Genomic DNA, 20879 nt, shown 5'->3' on the forward strand with positions numbered 1-20879 from the left:
TCTTTATCCCAAAATGCTGCGACGGATGCGCGGGTCGACAAGGGCCAGCGTGATGTCCGTGATAAAGTTGATCGCCACGATACTACCGGTTAGGAAAAAGATAATCGCGCCTGCAAGTTGCTGGTCGTTAGAACGGGCGAGCGCCTCGATCAGCAGGGAACCCGCTTCGGTCAAGGTCAGGATCAGGGCCACGATGGGCAGTTCGTTAAAGATGCGGTTTAAATCGAACCCCAGCGAATTGATGATCGGGCTTAGCGCATGGCGCGCTGGATAGCGCATCAGCAGGCGGTGCCCCGAAACCCCGCGTGCGGCGGCCGCAGTGACATAGAGTTTGCTGATCTCGTCCGACATCAACGCGCGCACTGTCTGGATGGCAAAAGCAGTGGCCGACCAGCCAAGGATAAACACCGGCAGCCAGACGTGACTGAGGAAATCCTTGATCTTGGGCCAGTCCCAAGGGGCATCGCGGAATTCGGGGGAGAAGAGACCGGTCAGGCTGTTGCCAAAAAAGACCGTGGAAAACAGCATGATCATCAGCGCGAGCAGAAAGTTCGGCAAGGCCAGACCAAGATAGCTGACCAGACGCAGGCCGTTGTTCAAAAACGGGTTGCGCGAAGTCGCCGCGATGATGCCCACAGGGATCGCAATAAGATAGGCCAACAGCAGGGAGCCAAGGCAGATCCCGATGCTGAGCCAGACCTTCTGGCCCAGCAGCTGGTTGATATTCAGGCGCAGGATACAACTGTCACCAAATTCACCCTGAAAGGCACCGAATATCCATTTCACCCAACGTTCAAAGAACGGGCGGTCAAGGCCAAGGCGGATGCGCTCGGCTTCGATATCCGCGACAGAGATTTGCGCGCCTTGTGAGTTTTTGAAGGCGAGATAGCGTTCGGCGCAATCGCCGGGCACCAGCTCCATCAGGGAAAAGACGATGAAAGAAACAAGGCAAAGCGTGAAAAAGGCAAGGACGGCGCGAATGCCCGCAAATCGTAAAAACTGTACCATCCGTTTTCGCGCCCCCGCAGCAGATGCGGCCCGTTTCGGGCACGCTTATTATTGGTGTGTCGCGGGCCAACCCTTCGGCCCGCAACGTATTTTTATCAACCTAAGCAGTTCTTATTCGTCCAGGAACCACTGTGCCGGACGGTAAGGGTAGGTCCGGTAATAGGCGTAGGACGCGGTTTTGAACTCCGGCACGTTCTTCATCGCAGCGTTGCGATAGATCGGCTTTTGCTCTTTCACGGTGCCGATAAACAACAGGTTGCTGGTCATGGTTTCGACCAGTTTGCGACCGGCGGCATCGGATTCCAGCGTGCCGACTTGGGCCGCCTGGAACACCTTGATGTCTTCCATCATCTGCTTGGCATATTCCGGTGGTTCCACGCCGGATGCGCCGTTGCTGTCCACCCATTCGCCCCACAGCATCGCCGTGCGCATGTTGAAATAGTTGTCATAAGGCGGGATGAAGATTTCACCATTGCCAAGGACAACCGCCAGCGGCACGGATTTTTCCCACAGGGTCACGTCCAACTGGTTGGAAGATTGCGACGACCGGTATTCATCCGAGGTCACCTCTTTAACCGTGTTGTTGATGCCTACGTCGCGCCATGTCTGGCCAACCAGTTCAACGATCTTGATCGAGATGCCTTGCGTTGCAACCTGCAGGTTCAGCACCAGCGGATCGCCATTTGGCAATTCGCGCATGCCGTCGCCATCTTTGTCGACCACACCGATTTCGTCGAGCAAGGATTTCGCCATTTCCGGATCATACTGCGCGAAATGCTGTTCCCATTTCGGGTCCACAAAATCAGGCGTCGGCGAGAAGCCGACATATTGTTGGGGGGTGCCCAGACCAAACATCGCCACCTCGTTGATCTCGTCGCGGTTCATGGCCACAGACATGGCTTGACGGAACTTGAGATCGCCGAAAACCTTACGTTTCTCAAGGTCTTCGGAGGTGACGTTGAACGCGATCGTAGGCATCGTGATGTCAGGTTTCAAATCGACAACAAAACCGCCCTTTTCCTGATTTTCCATCAGCAGCGGCACATAGTCGATTTGCAGCGCCTGTGCTTTGTAATCCACTTCGCCGTTGACCAGTTTCAACAGACGCACTTCGCTTTCACCAACAAAGATCTCGTCCATCTCGTTGATGTAAGGCAATTGATTGCCGGCCGTGTCGACCTTGAAGTAATAGGGGTTCGCAACGAATGTGCGCCCTTCAGTGGTCTCAGACGTGACGATATGGCTTTCCAGAGTGGGGGCCGCATCAAGGGGCAGGTTCGCCACCTTGTCCGGATGTGCCAGCATCGGTGTTGGTGTGTCCATCCAGTCGGATGAGCCGTAATAGGCTTTGACCAGTGCATAACCGTCATCAAAACCCAGCGATTGCGCGAGTGTGTCCGCATCGGGGTTGATGGCTGGGTGATACTGGCCAAGGAAATGCTTGGGCTGGAAGCCCTGGGCGTAGTGGTTGGCGAAATGCGCAAGGAAACCGGGCTTGGGCACAGGCATGTTGAACCGCACGGTCAGCGGGTCAATTACGTCAACCGTCATCGCTTCGCCGCCGGCCAGCACGTAATCCTTGGGGCTTTCGATCACCTTGGGGTCAAGGGCAAGGTTTTCATACCAGAACTCGACATCTTCGGCGGTAAAGGGTTGGCCGTCGGACCATTTATGCCCTTCGCGCAACACAAATGTCAGCTGCGTAAAGTCGTCATTCCACGACCAGCTTTTCGCGACGTTTGGCACGATGGTGGTCAGGTCGTCGGCATAACGCACAAGGTTCACGTGGCGCACGGACATAAAGTCCGACGTGCCGGCCTCTGTCGCATTGGACAGGGCGTTAAACATGCCGCCGTACTTGCCGATCATCTCGTAAGGGGCCACTACCAGCGGTTCACTTGGCAAGCGGTCTGCCAAGGCGGGCATGTCGGGGTTGCCACGGATTTTGGCGTTCATCGCGGCGATGTCGGGGTTCTCGGACATCTCCATTGTGCAATTGGCCGCTGTTTGGAACTCGGCCAGCTCGTATTGTTGTGGATAGGCACCTGCGGCCACGCCCATCGGGTCGGCCACTGTGACGGCAGGGCAGGACGCCATCGCGGTGCCGCCCAGCGCCATCAGCGCGGCGCTGGATAAAAGTATCTTCCTCATCGGTATCTCCTTGTTGGTTTTCACGTTGTTTGCGTGATTGGATCGTTGGGCTTCGTGCCCTTGTGCATCATCCCCCCAGCGGGAATGGCAATCTGCAGGTAGCTTGGGGATGTAATGGTTTTGTAACGCATTAAAGACAGAACCGTGGTCCGGTCGCACAGCGTTCCGTGCCGCAGCAGGCCTGCGGTTTATGCATCCAATGCGGCCCTGCCGGGCCACGCGTGCAACAAATTGATATAAATTTCCCCAGTCGATCCGGTCAGTAGTGAATATTAACTTCTCTGAGTCAACAAATTCTAGTTTCGGCCCGATCTGCGCGGATGCCTTTCCACGTCTTTCGGGCCATCTGCTGTAATACTGGTCAGTGACAGGGTCTGATCCGCGTTTCGCATCCGGTGGCGCAGCATCTTGCGGCCAAGGCGGGCAAGCTCTGACTGGTATTCAGGGCGCTCCGCAACATTTGCCGCTTCGCCGTCACTTTCATGATCATAAAGGATCGGTGCCAATTCGGCGGCAAATTCGATTAGGGTAAACCGCTCTTCCCTTAGGATCGACAGGGATGAGTCCGCGCAGCCGGTACCTAGGGCCTGCTGCCAAACGGTTGGGGCCAAAGGTTCGCCAAAGTCGAGCTCGGAGAAGGAATAGCTGCGCCAGTCTTGCGGCATTTCGCCCGCCAGCAAGGGCAGCAACGACCGGCCATCCATCGAATTGGGCACGGCTTGGCCCACCCAGTCAAGGATCGTCGGGGTGATGTCGATCGTTTCAACAGGCACATTTACCGTCGCGCCAGCGCGCGCTTCATTGTCAGGTTGGCGGATGATCAGCGGCGTGTGATAGGCCGCGTCATGCACTGTGAACTTGCTCCAACAATGCCGGTCGCCCAACATTTCGCCATGATCCGCCGTGACGATCAGTAAGGTATTGTCGTATTGGCCTGTGTCTTTAAGAAACTGGACAACCCGCCCGATGTGCACATCCACTTCGGTGATCAGCCCCAGATAAATCGACCGCAGGGTTTGCGTGTTTTCGTCCGTTACTTCCAGATCGGGAAACCCCACCACATTTCCGGCGGGAGATTTCGACGCGATTGTCGGGCCAAAGAACGGATGGTTCGCCCGTTCCGCCGCAGGTGTGGCAAGCCGCGCGGGCAGGGGCAGGGTGGTCGGGTCATACATATTATTATAGGGGGCAGGCGCGACCAAAGGGGGATGTGGCCGGATATAGGTCAGATGCGCAAACCAGCTGGTTTCGCGATAGGCGGGCATGATGTCCAGAAACCTGTCGGTCAGAAACGCGGTGTCGCTGTCCTCTGCACGGTAGAGGGCGGGATCGTTGATTTTGGGCGCATGGCCCTTGGCGGGAACGGGGCGATAGACATCTTGGTAGGCGTCAAAATCATAGCCTTGGTTGATCAGATGTGACCGCCAAGGGAACGACATTTCAAACCGCATCTCAACGATCTCTTCAAAGCCGTTCATCGGGTGTTCGTAGGTGCGCAGGGCTGGATCATCTGGGTGAAAGGCGCGCGGATCCTGTGAAGTATCGGTATAGCCAAAGAGCATCGGCAGATAACCCGCTTTGCGCATTTCCGTTGCGACATTGGGGATATCATGGCGCAACGGGGTGCCATTGCGCACTGACCGGTGGTTCATCGCATATTGCCCCGTCAGCAAGGAGGCCCGCGAGGGGCCGCAGGGGTTTACCACGGAAAAATGGCGCTGGAAGGTCACCGCATCCGCCATCAGCGCCGTTAGGTTCGGCGTCTGCACGTGTTGTGCCAGATCGCCGAAAATGCAATCCGCGCGCAGCTGGTCGATGACGATGAACAGCACGTTTTTCTGGCGGGGCATGGTGCGAATCCTCTTTGATCACGTTCGCTCAGCTAACGCCTAAATCAGGCGTGGTGCAAAGCGTGAGGGCAATAAACCCACGGCGCACGGCAGATGGCGTGATGACGGGACCGCGCAATCAGCCTAAACAGGGAAGGGCACACCCCGCCCTTCACGGGCCCAACCCCTGAAAGGCGCATATGTCCGCGGCCATCGTTGCCATCATCCTAAGTGCCGCGCTGTTGCATGCAGTATGGAACGCCATCGTCAAAACCGCAGCGGACCGGACGAGCATGCTGGGGTTGGTCGCATTGGGGCATGTCATTCCGGCAACGGTGATGATCGTGCTTTTGCCTTTGCCCAATACGGCAAGCCTGCCCTACATTGCGATGTCGACCGTAGTGCATTGGGGATATTACATTTTTCTGGGCCGCGCATATGCGCATGGTGAATTGGGCGTCGTCTATCCGATTGCCCGCGGTGTGGTGCCGGCTTTGGTTTCCCTTTGGGCATTTTTGCTGCTGGGCGAAGTGCTGCCGGTTGCGGTCTGGCTGGGGATCGCCCTGATCGTGACGGGCATTTTGCTGAGCAACTGGCGCGCGTTAAGAACCGGTGTCGGGGGGACCGCTTTGGCATTGTCGTTCGGCACCGGCCTTTGCATATCAGCCTATTCTGTGGTCGACGGGATCGGTGTGCGCTTGTCGGGTGATACTCTTTCTTATTGGGCGTGGGGAGCATTTCTGCATCTGTTCATCGCGGGCTTCGCAGGTTTAAAGCGCCGTAATGTGCTGGCGGATATTCCCGTTAGGGTCTGGGCCGTCGGGATCACCGGCGGGATTGTATCGATGATTGCCTATGGTCTTGTTCTTTATGCCAAAAACTTTGCCCCCCTCGGGGCGGTATCGGCCTTGCGCGAAACCTCGGTGATCTTTGCCACGCTGATCGGGTATTTTGTGCTGAAGGAGGGCAACCTGAAGCGGCGATTGGCGGCGGCCGTGTTGATGTCCTTCGGGATTGCTATGATCGGTCTGAACACTGCATAAATCGACATCAAGGGAGATTTCGCCATGACCGTAAAGCGTATCGTCGCCAACATCGCGACAAGCTCCGTGCAAGAGCTGCAAAGCTTCTACACCGACGTGTTCGATCTGGATGTGGTGATGGACATGGGATGGATCGCGACATTGGCGTCGGGCGAAAACGCGCCCGTTCAGATCAGTTTCGCCAGCGAAGGCGGGTCCGGCACGCCGGTGCCTGACATGTCAATCGAGGTGGACGACGTGGATGCGGTATACGCCCGCGCCCAAAAAGCAGGCCATGCCATATTCTATCCCCTGACAGACGAACCTTGGGGCGTGCGCCGGTTCTATCTCTACGACCCGGCCGGGAAACTGTTGAACGTCTTGGCCCATAACGCTTAGCGTTATAGCAGACCGGAGAGGCAATGATCGTGACCAAGGTCGGAAACCCGCCGATCACGGATTGAGCATTTGCCCTTGACCGCCGCTTCACGCTACAGCTTGATGCATAAGCAATAGACCCAAACGTCAATACGGACCTGTGCCTTGCTGCAGCCGTGGGATGAAAACAACGGGCATGCGGTGTGGTAAATGTGGTTGAGCAAATGCATCTGAAATCCAGTGTCAGGGCAGGGGCAGCGGGGATTATGATCTCTGCGGCCAGTTTTGTGTCTGCGGCCGACGTCACCCTCACGGGAATTCCAGCAGGTAGCGATCTCTACCAAACCCTTGCGGGGGGATCGTTGCTGATCGAGCAATCCGGCGCCGAGCAAAACCCGACCAGTCAGGAAGTCGTCGCCGCCGCGCAGGCAGATTACGGGCGGCTTTTGGCAGTGCTTTACGATCAGGGCTATTTTGGCCCAGCGATCACCATCACACTGGATGGGACCGACGCCGCGGCCATTCCCGCCGTGCAGGCCCCGCGCCAGATCTCGCAGGCCGTTATCAGCGTCGATACCGGCCCGCAGTTCCGCTTTGGCACGGCGAAAATGAGTCCCGTGGCCGCAACCACCGAAATTCCCGAGGGGTTCGCAAGCGGTCAAACCGCCAGCTTAAGCGTGTTGAAAGATGCGGTCGCGGCGGGTGTCGACGGCTGGCGGGCGCAGGGACACGCCAAGGCCGCGCTGGCCGCGCAAGACCTGTCCGCACGTCACACCGACCGGACGGTCAACGCTACGCTGCGGCTTGCACCGGGACCGAAGCTGCGGTTCGGCGATTTGCAGGTCAGCGGCAACAAGGCTGTGCGCCGCGAGCGGATCATCGACATTGCGGGCCTACCCGCAGGGGAGGTGTATTCCCCAGACGAATTGCGCCTTGCCGCCAACAGGTTGCGCCGGACCGGTGCTTTCAATGCCGTCGCCCTGATCGAAGCAGACAACATCGGCCCCAACGACACCCTGCCGATCACGGCACAAGTTACCGAAAGCCTGCCGCGACGCTTTGGTTACGGGGCGGAACTCGGCTCGCTTGAGGGGCTGACGCTTAGTGCGTTCTGGTTGCACCGCAACCTGTTGGGCGGGGCTGAACGGCTGCGCATAGAGGGCGAGATATCCGGCATCGGCGGGGATTCCGGTGGCGAGGATTATTCCCTGTCCGCGCGGTTCGAGCGGCCTGCAACCTTTAACGAGGACACGGATTTTTACGCGCTGGCCAAAATCGAACAGCTTGACGAAGTGAACTTTTTTTCCCGCCAGCTAGATCTGGAAGCAGGGATCGAGCGGATCGCCTCCGAAGAGCGCACCTATACGCTGGGCCTTGGGCTGCGCCGCGCCCAGACCCGCGATGCCTTTGGCGAAAACCAGTATACCTTGTTGACCCTACCGCTAGGTGCCGAATTTGATTACCGCGATGACCCGCTGAATGCCACCAGCGGCTATTATCTCAAGGCCGGCGTTACCCCGTTTCTGGCGGTGAGCGGGTCGGACAACGGTTTGCGCACTTCGCTCGATGCCCGCGCTTATCGTACGTTTGGCACCACGCGCCCCGTGACCTTTGCACTGCGCGGGCAACTTGGATCGGTTTATGGGCCTGACCTTAGCGAAGCGCCGGCGGATTACCTGTTCTATTCGGGCGGCGGCGGCACCGTGCGCGGGCAACCCTATCAAGCGCTGGGCGTGGATCTGGGCGGCGATGGCGATAACGTCACCGGTGGGCGCAGTTTTCTGGCCGTTTCCGCCGAAGCACGGGTCGCTGTGACGGACAGCATCGCCGTTGTCGGGTTTGTTGACGGTGGTTATGTGGGGGCCGAAGAATTCTATGACGGTTCCGGCGAGTGGCACTCGGGTGCGGGGCTTGGTCTGCGGTATAATACAGGCATCGGTCCCCTGCGTGTGGATGTCGCCGTGCCGACCTCGGGACCGGAAACCGAGGATGATTTTCAGATTTACATCGGCATCGGGCAATCCTTCTGATGCGGTATCTTTGGTCTCTCCTCCTTTCATCATTGCTGGTCATTGCGACCTTTGCACCAGCCTCTGCGCAGGAGGACGACAAGGGTTTTCTGACGCGCACGATCCAGGACGCGCTTAGCGGCAGCGGGCGCACCGTCAACATAGACGGGTTTCGCGGCGCGCTCAGTTCGGAGGCGTCTTTTGACCGGATGACCATTGCCGATAAGGACGGCATCTGGCTGACCCTTGAAGAGGTCGTTCTGGAGTGGAACCGATCCGCCCTGCTGCGCGGACGTCTTGAAGTCGAAAAGCTAACTGCCGCACGGCTGGATTTGCCGCGCTTGCCTGTTGCTGAAGACGATGCATTGCCAGACGCGGAAGCTGCGCCATTCACTTTGCCGGACCTGCCGGTGTCGATCCTGCTGGAAACCTTTGCGATAGAGCGGATCAGTCTGGGCGCACCGATTCTGGGTGAAGCGGCAGAGCTGTCAGTCACCGCATCTGCGGTGCTGAACGACGATCTGGGCAAGGTTGATTTGCAAGCCAGCCGCACAGATGCGAAACGCGGTGCCTTTGAAATCAAAGCGGATTTCAGCCGCGACGAGGGACTTCTCGATCTTCTGCTCAAATTGAGTGAAGGCGAAGAAGGCATTGCGGCCAAACTGCTGAACATTCCCGGCCAGCCCTCGGTTGATCTGAGCGTTGCCGGTTCGGGACCGTTGGACGATTTTTCCGCAGACGTTAACGTGACCACCGACGATCAGGAACGGCTTGCGGGCGAGATCATTTTAAGTGCTCAGGCCCCGCGCCGCGCCAGCGCCACGCCGGACCGGCGCATTCAGGCGGACATCGGCGGCGACATTACCGCATTGCTGGCCCCGCGGTATCGGGCATTTTTCGGCGAAGATGTCGCGCTAAAGATTGATGCCCTGTTGGAGAGCACCGGTGCGGTTGAAATCTCCGACTTCGCGCTGGAGGCAGAGGCCGCAAATCTGGCGGGTAAGGTCACCTTGAACGCTGAAAAATGGCCGACGTTGATCGACATTTCCGGGCAGGTTGCCAACCCTGATGGCACCCCGATCCTGTTGCCTGTCGGCGGTGAGGGCACCACCGTTAACACCGTTGATTTGCGCGTGAATTATGACGCGGAACAGGGCGACGCGATCACCGCCCGCTTTGACATGAGCGACCTGTCGCTTGCGCAGATTACGATTGACCAGACCCAGTTGTCGCTGGACGGCACTTTGCTGGGGGATGCGGGACGCGTGGGGCAGTTTGACGGGGACGTCGCGTTCGACATGGCGGGTCTGACGCCGCGCGACACAGCTTTGGCAGAGGCGCTGGGCCGTGCGGTTCAGGGGCGCGCTACGATCAGCTTTGTCGAAGACCAGCCGCTGCGCATTTCGGGGCTGACCCTGACGGGCGCGGATTACGGTCTAACCGGAGATGCAGAAATTGCGGGCCTAGAATCCGGCCTAAACACGCAGCTGGATGCGCAGCTGAAGGCCAATGACCTCAGCCGGTTTTCCGCACTTGCGGGGCGCGAGTTGGACGGGCAAACGGAACTGGCGTTAAAGGGCAGCGTCGGTCTGTTGAGCGGGCAATTCGATTTGGACGCTACGGGCAGCACCACCGATCTGGCCGTTGGTATCGAACAGGCCGATGCGGTGATGGCAGGGCGCACAACCCTTAATGTCACGGCCCGCCGCAACGAAACCGGCACGGTCCTGCGCGATCTCGTGCTTGAGAACGCCGCGATCAGCCTGACGGGGGGCGCGGTCTTGCGCACTGATGATAGCAGCGCACAGGCGGATTTCACGCTCAATGATATTTCGCTGTTGGTGCCACAATACCAAGGACCGGTGAAGGTCAGCGCAACAGCCCGTCAGGACACCCGCGGCTGGTCAGTTGATGCAAAAACCGATGGTCCCTACGGCGCGGCATTGACGGCCAAGGGGTTGGCGACCGGCCCGAATGCTGCATTGGAATTCACTGCCGACGTGCCTGACGTAAGCAAGTTCGCAGAGCAGATCGACGGTCCGGTCACCGCCAGCGGCACCCTGCGCAATTCGTCTGAGGGCTGGACCGTCGAAACCGATGCGACCGGCCCCTATCAAAGCCGCGCGCGTCTTGACGGGCTGGTGACACCGGCAATCGATCTGAACTTTGATGTATCTCTGCCGGATGTTCAGCCCTTGGTGCCGCAGGTCTCCGGCCCGCTCAACGCGACCGGTCAATTGCGCCAGACCGACAACGGCTTTTTTGTCGATACGCGGGCCAGCGGCCCATACGGAGCGAAAGCCGCGGTGGAGGGTTTGGCAACGGGGCCTGATATGGCCCTGACTTTCGATCTGTCCGTTCCCAATGTCGCGCCGCTTGCGCCGGGTATCAGCGGGCCATTGGCTGCCAACGGCACGTTGCGCCAGACGGCAGGTGGCATCGTGGTGGATACCCAGGCGACTGGCCCTTACGCCGCGCGCGCATCCGCGCGAGGTACGGTGACAGGGCCGGATGCTAACGTTGATTTCAGTCTGTCGATGCCCGATATTGGCCCGCTGGTGGATAAGATCAACGGGCCGCTGAACCTGCAAGGCTCTGCGCGCAAACAAGGCACGGCATGGGCCGTTGAAACCGATGCCACAGGACCGGCGGGGACGCAGGCGCGTCTGGCGGGGCGGGTGAATTCCGACGGGACGTTGAACATGGATGTTACCGGCAACGCGCCTTTGGGGCTGAGCCGGCCGTTTCTGGCACCACGCGATCTGCAAGGGCAGGCGCGGTTTGATCTGACCGTGAACGGGCGTCCTGCCTTGTCGTCGGTGTCGGGCAGCATTCAGACGACAAACGCGACGTTCAACGCGCCTAACCTGCGTGTCGGGGTGCAGGACATTGCGGCGGATATCCGGCTTGGGAACAACCGCGCCCAGATTGATGTGACGGGGCAGGCGGCAAACGGCGGCAATTTGACGGTCGGTGGCAGTGTCGTGCTGACCGGTGCTTTGCCCGCTGATCTGGCCATTGGTTTGCAAAACATCGTGCTGGTCGATCCCAATCTTTACCGCAGCTCCGTCAGCGGTGCTTTGCGACTGGCGGGGCCGTTAACGGGTGGCGCGCAGATTTCGGGGCAGGTCGATGTCGGCGAAACCGAGATCAGCGTGCCCTCAACGGGGCTGACCAGCATCGGGGACATTCCACCGATCAACCACATTGGCGCGACCCGTCCGGTCATCGCCACGCGGCGCAAGGCAGGCATCGAAAATGCCCAAGCCGGTGCGGATCCAGTCACCAGCAGTGGCGCGGGTTTTGGATTGAACGTGCGGGTGAACGCCCCCAACCGTATTTTCGTGCGCGGACGTGGGCTGGATGCGGAACTGGGCGGGGCACTGACCGTGACGGGCACGACCAACCGCGTTATCTCGGCCGGCCGGTTCGATCTGTTGCGCGGGCGCTTGGATATTCTGGGCAAGCGGTTTGATCTGGTCGAAGGGTCGATCCAGTTTCAGGGCGATCTGGTGCCCTATATCCGCTTTGTTTCCGCCACCTCGACGGATACGGGCGAAGTGCGTGTGGTTGTACAAGGTCGCGCCGACGCGCCCGAGGTGACGTTTGAAGCGACGCCCGAAGCGCCACAGGACGAGGTGTTGGCGCAGCTGCTGTTTGGTCGCAACCTGACAGAGATATCGCCCATTCAGGCGCTGCAACTTGCCAATGCCGTGGCGACCCTTGCGGGTCGTGGTGGGACAGGGGTGATCACCAGCCTGCGCACAGGGTTCGGGCTGGACGATCTTGACGTTAGCACGACCGACAGCGGGGCGACGGCGGTACGGGCTGGCAAATATATTTCGGAAAACGTCTATACCGATGTGACCGCAGCTTCCGATGGCACGGGCGAAGTATCCCTGAACCTCGACATCACCTCGCACCTCAAGGGCAAGGCGACCTTGGGATCGGACGGCAATTCCAGTATCGGTATCTTCTTTGAAAAGGACTACTGAGGGGATCAGTCTTTGGCCGCAAAGGCACCAAAACGACCCTGATCGAAAAGCAACCCTGCACCCTGACCGGCGCAAGCGGCGGCGTGGGAGATCTGGCCCAGAATGATCGAATGGTCACCGGCGGCGTGCACGTCGAACCGGGTGCAGTGGAAGGCCGCGAGACATCCGGCGATCTGGGGGGCACCCGTGGGACCGTCGTCCCAGTCGAAACCGGTGAAATCATGGCCCTGACCGGCAAAATGGGTCGCGAGCGCCTGCTGCTCCGTGCTTAGGATATGGATGCAAAACTGTTCCGCCTGCGCGAAAGCGTCGTGACGTTTCGAGCGCAAGGCCGCAGACCACAGAACAAGCGGCGGGTCGAGCGACACTGACGAAAAGGAGTTGGCGGTCATGCCTAACGGTCCTTGGGCTGTGCGGGTGGTGATCACGGTCACACCGGTCCCGAAACGGCCAAACGCGTGGCGCAGGGCTTTCCCGTCGGTCGGGGCGAAAGGTGTCATGTCAGTATCCATCGCGGCCTGCGGTGCCACGGCAGAAATCATTTGTCCAGTGATGCCCATCGCATGATCCTTTTTCGTCGCGCGAATTGCGCGCTGGATCACATATAGGCCGCGACCCGGACCAGAACAGGCCCGGAACGCGGCGATTTTGTGCTGATTTGCGCCGGATCAGCTGCGATTCATCCGGTTTTCGATCAGATCGTCAACGACAGCGGGTTCCGCCAGGGTCGAGGTGTCGCCCAATGCGCCAAAGTCATCCTCGGCAATTTTGCGCAGAATACGGCGCATAATCTTGCCGGAGCGGGTTTTGGGCAGGCCGGGGGCCCATTGGATCAGATCGGGGGATGCAATGGGACCAATTTCCGTGCGCACCCAGTTACGCAATTCAACGCGCAACTCCTCTGAAGGTTCTTCGCCCCCCATCAAAGTCACGTAGCAATAAATGCCCTGTCCCTTGATGTCATGCGGGTAGCCGACGACGGCCGCTTCGGCGACCTTGCCATGCGCGACCAAGGCGCTTTCGACTTCGGCGGTGCCCATGCGGTGGCCGGAGACATTGATCACGTCATCGACCCGTCCGGTGATCCAGTAATCGCCGCCTTCGTCGCGTTTGCAGCCGTCACCGGTGAAGTAATATCCCGGATAGTCAGAGAAATAGGTTTTCTCGAAGCGTTCATGATCGCCCCAGATCGTGCGCATCTGACCGGGCCAGCTGTCGGCGATGCATAGCACGCCCTCGACGGGGTCGCCTTGCAACACTTCGGCGGAGGTCGGTTCCAGCACAACAGGTTTCACGCCAAAGAACGGTTTCATCGCGGCACCCGGTTTCATCGCATGGGCACCGGGCAGGGGGGTCATCAGGTGACCGCCTGTTTCGGTTTGCCACCACGTGTCAACGATAGGACAGCGCCCGCCGCCGATGACTTCGTTATACCATTTCCACGCTTCGGGATTGATCGGCTCGCCCACGGTGCCCAGCACCTTGAGGCTGCTCAGATCGGCACCTTTCACAAAATCATCCCCCTTGCCCATCAACGCCCGCAGGGCCGTGGGGGCAGTATAGAACTGGTTCACTTTGTGCTTTTCACACACCTGCCAGAAACGGCTTGCATCGGGATAGGTCGGTACCCCTTCGAACATCAGCGTGGTGGCACCATTCGCCAGCGGTCCGTAAACGATATAGCTGTGACCGGTGACCCAACCCACGTCCGCCGTACACCAGTAGATGTCGCCGTCGTGGTAATCGAAAGTGATTTCATGGGTCATTGCCGCATAGACAAGATAGCCGCCGGTTGTGTGCACCACACCTTTGGGCATGCCGGTAGAGCCAGAGGTGTACAGAATGAACAGCGGATCTTCGGCGTTCATGACTTCGGGCTCGCACGTCGCGGAAGCTTCAGCCGCCAGCGCGTTGTAATCATAATCGCGCCCGTCGACCCATGTGGTCTGCCCGCCGGTCCGCTTGACCACCAGACATTTCACGGTGTCCTTGCAGTGCAGCAAGGCCTGATCTGCGTTTGTTTTCAGCGCGGTGTTGCGACCGCCACGGGGCGCTTGGTCTGCGGTGATGACAACCTTGGCTTCCGACCCGTTAACACGCGCGGCTAAAGCATCGGGCGAAAATCCCGCAAAAACGATCGAGTGGATCGCGCCGATGCGCGCACAAGCCAGCATGGCATAGGCCGCTTCGGGGATCATCGGCAGATAGATGATGACGCGGTCGCCTTTGCCCACACCCATGTCGCGCAGGATGTTCGCCATCTTGCAGGTATTGGTGTGAAGGTCGTTATATGTGATGTGCAGCGCGCCGTCTTCGGGGCTGTCGGGTTCCCAGATGATCGCTGTCTGATCGCCGCGTGTTGCGAGGTGACGGTCAATACAATTGGCCGATACGTTCAATTCGCCATCGGCGTACCAGTTGATATGAACATTGCCCAAGGTGAAATCGACGTCTTTGACTGTGCTGAACGGCTTGATCCAGTCGACACGGGCCCCCTGTTCACGCCAGAACCCGTCAGGATCGCTGATCGAAGCATCATACATGCGGGTGTAGGCATCGGCGTCCACATGCGCGCCTGCGGCCATGGCATCCGACGGCGGATAGGTTTTTTCAGCTGTATCAGACATTGTAGGTCCCTCCCTTGGCAGTCTTTCAGGCCAGTGCATGAACTCGGTCATGTCGCTCGCCCGCTCCTCGCCGCGATCATAGCGGGCTGTGAACGGAAGGGAATAAGTAACTGGAAAGGAGAGGTTTCCTTGTAAAGGTTTTTCCCGAAAATCTTAGCTTGTGTAAATTTTTCGGGAGAAGCCCGCCTGCCTTAGAGGGTTTAGGGCATATTTTTGTCAATCGTTGCGGTCGTTCCTGATGTGATGGAAAGTCTGTTTGCGCCCAAAGTCCAACCCGAAAGTTGCGAACGACGGACATGTTTAGGACGGCTTATTCGCGCTATAGGTGTGAATTCCATTCTTCCCTCTGGGGTGACGCAGGAAACTTTGGCAACGGGCTCTTGGTTGGTTCGGCGGGGGTTGGCAGCGCCTCTGCCGCGCGATACCTTCTGCGCAAGCGCGCCGAGGAGGGTGCGCATTAACGGGAGAAAACCAATGACCAAGTTTTTGAGCGGCGCCGCTGTCTGCGCCATCTCTTTTGCGTTCGCATCACAGGCTGCGGCCACCGAGTGGAACGTATCTGTCTGGGGCAAGCGCCGCGCCTTCACAGAACATGTTGAAAAACTGGCCGAGCTGGTCAGCGAAAAGACTGGCGGCGAATTCACGATGAACGTCAGCTATGGCGGCCTGTCAAAGAACCGCGAAAACCTTGACGGCATTTCGATCGGTGCCTTCGAGATGGCGCAGTTCTGTGCCGGCTATCACGCTGACAAAAACCGCGTTGTGACAGTGCTTGAACTGCCATTCCTCGGGGTCGAGAACCTTGAGCAGGAGCGCGCTGTTTCCAAGGCGGTTTATTCACACCCTGCAGCCGCGGATGAAATGGCGCAGTGGAACGCGAAACTGCTGATGACCTCGCCGATGCCGCAGTACAACCTTGTTGGCACGGGTAACCCGCGCATGACACTGGAAGACTTCAAAGGCATGCGTGTGCGTGCGACGGGCGGTCTGGGCCGCGCGTTTGAAGCGGTTGGCGCTGTGCCGACGTCCGTAACTGCGACCGAAGCCTATCAGGCGATGGAATCCGGTGTTGTTGATACGGTGGCTTTTGCCCAGCATGCGCATCTGTCCTTCGGCACGATCAATCAGGCGGAGTGGTGGACGGCCAACCTGAACCCCGGCACAGTGAACTGCCCGGTTGTGGTGAACATCGACGCCTATGAATCCCTGTCTGACAAAGAGCGTGAAGCACTGGATTCATCTGTTGAGGAATCACTGGACCACTATCTGGCCAACTACGGCGAGCTTTTGAAAAAGTGGGACGCGGTTCTGGAAGAGAAGGGCGTGAAGAAAGTCGAGATCGCACCCGAAGTGATCGAAGAGTTCCGCGCCGCCGCTGCGGCACCTGCACGGGATGCATGGATCGCAGACATGGAAGCACAGGGCCTGCCGGGTCAGGAGCTTTATGATCTGGTGGTCAAGACCTTGGCAGACACCAAAGCTGGCAACTAAACCGGTGACGTGACCGGCGGGATCAATGCCGTCCTACGGTGCGAATGCCGTAGGGCGGGGTTGTCCCCGCCACCCCCCTAACAAAGGATATCGCCATGGCAGGCTCGGCCGCTGTGCTGGAAGATTCCAGCCTCCTCAGTAAACTTGACCGTATGTTGCTGCCGATAGAGCGCTTTTGTGCGCTGCTGTCCGGTCTTGCGATATTTTCCTTGATGTTTCTTGCCGCCTATTCGGTGACGGCGCGGAAATTCTTTGGCGCGCCCATGATGGGCTACGTCGACTATATCGAAGCCGCGATGCCGATCATTGCCATCATGGGCGTGTCTTATGTCCAGCGGGACGGCACCCATATCCGCATGGATATGCTGGTTTCAGCGCTCAAGGGCCGCATGCTGTGGTTGTTTGAACTGATCTCTGTCGTGATGATCCTGATCCTGATCGTGGCGTTGACCTATGGTGCTTGGGAACACTTCGACCGCTCCTTTGATTGCGCCCGCCCTCTGTGCAGCCGCGATAGTTCTATTGACGTCGGCCTGCCGATCTGGCCCAGCAAGCTGGTGGTGCCGATTGCCTTTGCCGTTCTGGTGCTGCGCTTGTTGTTGCAAACTTGGGGGTATGGCCGCGCGCTGGTGCTGGGTCTGGAAAGTCCGGTGGCCGTGCCGCTGAACCTGACCGTTGCAGAACAGGCCATGCTAGAGGCCAAGGCGCTGGAAGGGGCTGACTGATGGAACCGATTGAAATTGGCATATGGGTGTCCGCAGGGATGCTCGTGTTTGTGGTGCTTGGCATGCGCGTGGCTTTTGCCGCCGCGATGGCAGGGTTTGTCGGACTGGTCTGGCTGCGCTGGAACGGGTTCGATTATGACCCCGACCGGTTCTGGAAAGCTGTCACAATCAGCGTAAAAATTGCCGGTCTTACGCCGCATTCCAAAGTGTCGGCGCAGGTGTTGTCGCTGATCCCTGTCTTTATCATGATCGGTTATCTGGCCTATTACGCCAAACTGACCACCGCCCTGTTCGAGGCGTGCAAACGCTGGTTTGCCTGGGTGCCCGGCGGGCTTGCGGTATCGACGGTTTTTGCCACTGCCGGCTTTGCCGCGGTTTCAGGCGCATCTGTCGCCACGGCCGCGGTTTTCGCCCGCATTGCCATCCCCGAAATGCTTAAGATCGGGTATAATAAACAATTCGCCGCCGGTGTGGTGGCGGCAGGGGGCACACTTGCCTCGCTCATTCCGCCCTCTGCGATCCTTGTGATCTATGCGATCATCGTGGAGCAGGACGTGGGCAAACTGCTGCTTGCGGGCTTTATACCCGGTGCATTTTCCGCGATTGTGTACGCTGCGCTGATCATCGGCATTGCGATGGCATGGAAAAACGTCGGCCCGCCGGTGACCGGATATACATGGCGGCAACGGTTTGAATCCATCCCGCCCGCATCGCCCATTTTCGCGGTCGTGATCATTATCATCTTCTTTGTCTACAACCCGTTCGGCGATGCATGGGGCACCCCGACCGAAGGTGGTGCCGTGGGCGCATTCATCGTCTTCCTGATGGCCCTGTGGAAAGGCATGCGCTGGAACCAGTTGCGCGAGGCCCTGCTGGACACGGCCAAACTGACGGTGATGATTTTCACCATCATTTGGGGCGTCTTGATTTACGTGCGTTTCTTGGGCTTTGCTGAATTGCCGGATGCTTTTGCAAGCTGGATCACCTCGCTTGATATGGCACCGCTGACCATCCTGATCTGTATCCTGCTGGCCTATGCGGTTTTGGGCATGTTTATGGACGCCATTGGCATGCTGTTGCTGACACTGCCTGTCGTGTATCCGGCCGTGATGGCGCTGAACGGCGGGGAAAACGTGTTGGCAGCGGACTCTGCCTTTAGCATGTCGGGTCAAATGTGCGCCATCTGGTTCGGTATTCTGGTGGTGAAAATGGCCGAGTTCTGCTTGATCACGCCGCCGATTGGTCTGAACTGTTTCGTGGTTGCCGGTGTGCGCGATGACCTGACCGTTCAGGACGTGTTCAAAGGGGTGACACCGTTCTTTCTGGCCGATGCTGTAACCATCGGACTGTTGGTCGCTTTCCCAAGCATCGTTTTGTGGTTGCCGTCATTGGTCGGCTAATTCGGTAACGACAGGAGACATATCATGGCGGTTCTGCCCATCATCGACGCCAGTACGGATGAGTTGACGGAGATCTTCAAGGATCTGCATGCGCATCCCGAAATCGGGTTCACCGAAACCCGTACTGCGGGCATCGTTGCGGACAAGCTGCGCGCCTATGGCGTCGACGAGGTGCATGTGGGCATTGGCCAGACCGGCGTTGTTGGCATCATCAGGGGCAATCGCGAGGGGGCGCGCCGGATCGGGGTGCGTGCAGATATGGATGCGCTGCCGATCACCGAGGAAACCAACCTTGCCTATGCTTCAACCAACCCTGGTGTGATGCATGCCTGCGGACATGACGGACACACCACCATGTTGCTGGGCGCGGCGAAACATCTGGCCGCGACCCGCGATTTCGCAGGCACCGCGGTGATGATCTTTCAACCGGCAGAAGAGGGGCTGGGCGGTGCGCGTGGCATGATCAAAGACGGGCTGTTCGACCGCTTCCCCTGTGACGAGGTCTATGGCATGCACAATTCCCCCAACGGGGCGGCCGGAACCGTGGGCATCTGCAAAGGCGCGGCGATGGCGGGAGCGTCGTTCTTTGACATCACTGTGCAGGGCAAAGGCAGCCATGCCGCAGCTCCACATCAGTCCCGCGACCCGTTGGTCATTGCCTCCAACCTTGTGGGCAGCTTGCAAACCATTCTGTCGCGCAACGTGGCCCCGCTGGACACCTGCGTCCTGTCCGTGACGCAATTGCACGCCGGTGCCGCCTATAATGTGGTGCCGGATACGGCGATGCTTGCGGGGACAATCCGCTATTTCAAGGACGAGGTCAGCGCGCTGGCCGAAACCCGGATGCGCGAACTTTGCGCCGGTTTTGCGGTGGCTTACGGCGTGACCATCAACGTTGACGTGCGCAACGTTTTTGATGTGCTGATGAATGATCACGACCTGTCTGATGCTTATATGGACGCCGCCGCCGATATCGTGGGCCGCGAAAACATCAGCGACACCGACCAGCCTGCCACCGGATCCGAAGATTTCGCTGATATGCTCAAGGTGATCCCAGGTGCCTATTGCCGCGTCGGTCATTCCGGTACGACCGGCCTGCACAATCCCAGCTTTTTCCTGGATCCCGAGGTGCTGCCGGTGGGTGCTTCGATCATGGCGCGGATTGTGGAACGGCGGCTGGTGGCGTAAAGGGAGCGTCAAACACGCCCTTTTGCAAAGACCCGACATGCTGCTTGATCAACACGCACGGCTTTCCGTCGCCCCGATGATGGACTGGACCGACCGCCATTGCCGCTATCTGCACCGGCTGCTCAGCCGCAATACGCTGCTTTATACGGAGATGGTGACTTCGCCCGCATTGGTGCGGGGCGGGGCATTGCATTTGTTGGATCACGATGTATCCGAACATCCCGTCGCGTTGCAACTGGGCGGTTCGGATCCCGTTGAACTGGCCAAAGCTGCCAAACTGGGTGCGGATGCGGGATATGACGAAATCAATCTGAATGTGGGCTGCCCGTCGGATCGGGTGCAGTCGGGCTTTTTTGGCGCGGTACTGATGGAGCGCCCTGCGTTGGTGGCGGAATGCGTGGCCGAAATGCGCGCGGCGGTGAATGTCGACGTCACCGTAAAATGTCGCATCGGTGTGGACGATCAAGACCCCGAAGAGGTGTTGCCCGAATTTCTGGCGCAAGTCATCGCGACTGGCTGTACCCGTGTGCAAATCCATGCGCGCAAGGCGTGGCTCAAGGGGCTGTCCCCCAAAGAAAACCGCGATATCCCGCCGCTCGATTATCCACTGGTCCAGCGGATGAAACAATATTTCCCGAACCTTCATATCTCGATCAACGGCGGTATTACTTCGCTGGATCAGGCGGTTGCGCTGCTCGACAGCGGGTTGGACGGTGTGATGATCGGACGCGCGGCCTATCATCAGGCAGGCGATATCCTTAGCACAGCCGACAGGCGGATTTACGGGCAGGGCGAAGACACCACAGCCGAAGAGGCGGTGCGCGCCATGTTGCCCTATATCGAAGCGCATCTTAGTGCGGGGGGCCGGTTGAACCAGATCACCCGTCATATGATGGGTCTGTTTACGGGCCGCCCGGGCGCGCGCATCTGGCGGCGGATGCTGTCGGAAAACGCGTCAAAACCGGGGGCTGGACCAGAACTGGTTCTGGAAGCACTGGCAAGCATCGAAACACTGGCAGCTGCGCAAGAAGCCCTGTAACAGTCAGGAAACAATAG

14 protein-coding genes are annotated in these 20879 nt (G+C 58.8%); 9 read left to right on the forward strand and 5 right to left on the reverse strand.

The features are described 5' to 3' along the window. Nucleotides 1-3: 3 nt before the first annotated feature. The 3 genes from Z947_RS0109770 to Z947_RS0109780 all read right to left on the reverse strand — a co-directional run bounded on the left by Z947_RS0109770 (nt 4) and on the right by Z947_RS0109780 (nt 5009). Complete coding sequence (locus Z947_RS0109770) at nt 4-1008, reverse strand: ABC transporter permease (protein WP_025044124.1); 1005 nt, start codon at nt 1006-1008, stop codon at nt 4-6. Nucleotides 1009-1119: 111 nt separating this feature from the next. Further along, on the reverse strand, nt 1120-3159 hold the full coding sequence (locus Z947_RS0109775) for an ABC transporter substrate-binding protein (protein ID WP_025044125.1): 2040 nt from the start codon (nt 3157-3159) through the stop codon (nt 1120-1122). Nucleotides 3160-3455: 296 nt separating this feature from the next. Next, nucleotides 3456-5009 carry an alkaline phosphatase family protein gene (locus Z947_RS0109780; RefSeq protein WP_025044126.1) on the reverse strand — a complete coding sequence of 518 codons (1554 nt, stop codon included), beginning with the start codon at nt 5007-5009 and terminating at the stop codon, nt 3456-3458. Nucleotides 5010-5188: 179 nt separating this feature from the next. Between Z947_RS0109780 and Z947_RS0109785 the strand changes: the two genes are divergently transcribed. The 4 genes from Z947_RS0109785 to Z947_RS0109800 all read left to right on the forward strand — a co-directional run bounded on the left by Z947_RS0109785 (nt 5189) and on the right by Z947_RS0109800 (nt 12392). Beyond that, entirely contained in the window at nt 5189-6031 is an 843-nt protein-coding gene (locus Z947_RS0109785) for a DMT family transporter (protein ID WP_025044127.1), read from the forward strand. A gap of 24 nt (nt 6032-6055) precedes the next feature. Further along, nucleotides 6056-6409 carry a VOC family protein gene (locus tag Z947_RS0109790; protein WP_025044128.1) on the forward strand — a complete coding sequence of 118 codons (354 nt, stop codon included), beginning with the start codon at nt 6056-6058 and terminating at the stop codon, nt 6407-6409. A 245-nt stretch (nt 6410-6654) separates the two neighbouring features. Next, the gene (locus Z947_RS0109795) at nt 6655-8418 is read left to right on the forward strand and encodes an autotransporter assembly complex protein TamA (RefSeq protein ID WP_247879370.1); all 1764 of its coding nucleotides are present in this window, start codon (nt 6655-6657) and stop codon (nt 8416-8418) included. Further along, the gene (locus Z947_RS0109800; RefSeq protein WP_037938833.1) at nt 8418-12392 is read left to right on the forward strand and encodes a translocation/assembly module TamB domain-containing protein; all 3975 of its coding nucleotides are present in this window, start codon (nt 8418-8420) and stop codon (nt 12390-12392) included. The genes Z947_RS0109795 and Z947_RS0109800 overlap by 1 nt, the downstream gene beginning before the upstream one ends. 5 nt (nt 12393-12397) lie before the next feature. On the opposite strand, the gene Z947_RS0109805 is transcribed toward Z947_RS0109800, so the two are convergent. Together Z947_RS0109805 and acs are read right to left on the reverse strand one after the other, a co-directional pair. Then, complete coding sequence (locus Z947_RS0109805; protein ID WP_338057821.1) at nt 12398-12952, reverse strand: flavin reductase family protein; 555 nt, start codon at nt 12950-12952, stop codon at nt 12398-12400. A 108-nt stretch (nt 12953-13060) separates the two neighbouring features. Continuing rightward, on the reverse strand, nt 13061-15019 hold the full coding sequence (acs, locus tag Z947_RS0109810; RefSeq protein ID WP_025044132.1) for an acetate--CoA ligase: 1959 nt from the start codon (nt 15017-15019) through the stop codon (nt 13061-13063). A gap of 474 nt (nt 15020-15493) precedes the next feature. On the opposite strand from acs, the gene Z947_RS0109815 reads away from it, so the two are divergent. The 5 genes from Z947_RS0109815 (at nt 15494) to dusA (ending at nt 20862) form a co-directional block, all read left to right on the forward strand. Then, nucleotides 15494-16510, forward strand: a complete 1017-nt coding sequence (locus Z947_RS0109815) for a C4-dicarboxylate TRAP transporter substrate-binding protein (RefSeq protein WP_025044133.1) — start codon at nt 15494-15496, stop codon at nt 16508-16510. A gap of 95 nt (nt 16511-16605) precedes the next feature. After that, nucleotides 16606-17235 (forward strand): TRAP transporter small permease subunit, encoded by a 630-nt coding sequence (locus Z947_RS0109820; RefSeq protein WP_025044134.1) that lies wholly within the window; start codon nt 16606-16608, stop codon nt 17233-17235. After that, complete coding sequence (locus Z947_RS0109825) at nt 17235-18635, forward strand: TRAP transporter large permease (RefSeq protein ID WP_025044135.1); 1401 nt, start codon at nt 17235-17237, stop codon at nt 18633-18635. Before Z947_RS0109820 ends, Z947_RS0109825 begins: the two co-directional genes overlap by 1 nt. A 24-nt stretch (nt 18636-18659) precedes the next feature. Continuing rightward, complete coding sequence (locus Z947_RS0109830; protein ID WP_025044136.1) at nt 18660-19823, forward strand: M20 aminoacylase family protein; 1164 nt, start codon at nt 18660-18662, stop codon at nt 19821-19823. A 37-nt stretch (nt 19824-19860) separates the two neighbouring features. Next, nucleotides 19861-20862 carry a tRNA dihydrouridine(20/20a) synthase DusA gene (gene dusA / locus Z947_RS0109835; protein WP_025044137.1) on the forward strand — a complete coding sequence of 334 codons (1002 nt, stop codon included), beginning with the start codon at nt 19861-19863 and terminating at the stop codon, nt 20860-20862. Nucleotides 20863-20879 lie beyond the last annotated feature (17 nt).

The organism is Sulfitobacter geojensis (genome assembly GCF_000622325.1).
Lineage (GTDB): Bacteria > Pseudomonadota > Alphaproteobacteria > Rhodobacterales > Rhodobacteraceae > Sulfitobacter > Sulfitobacter geojensis.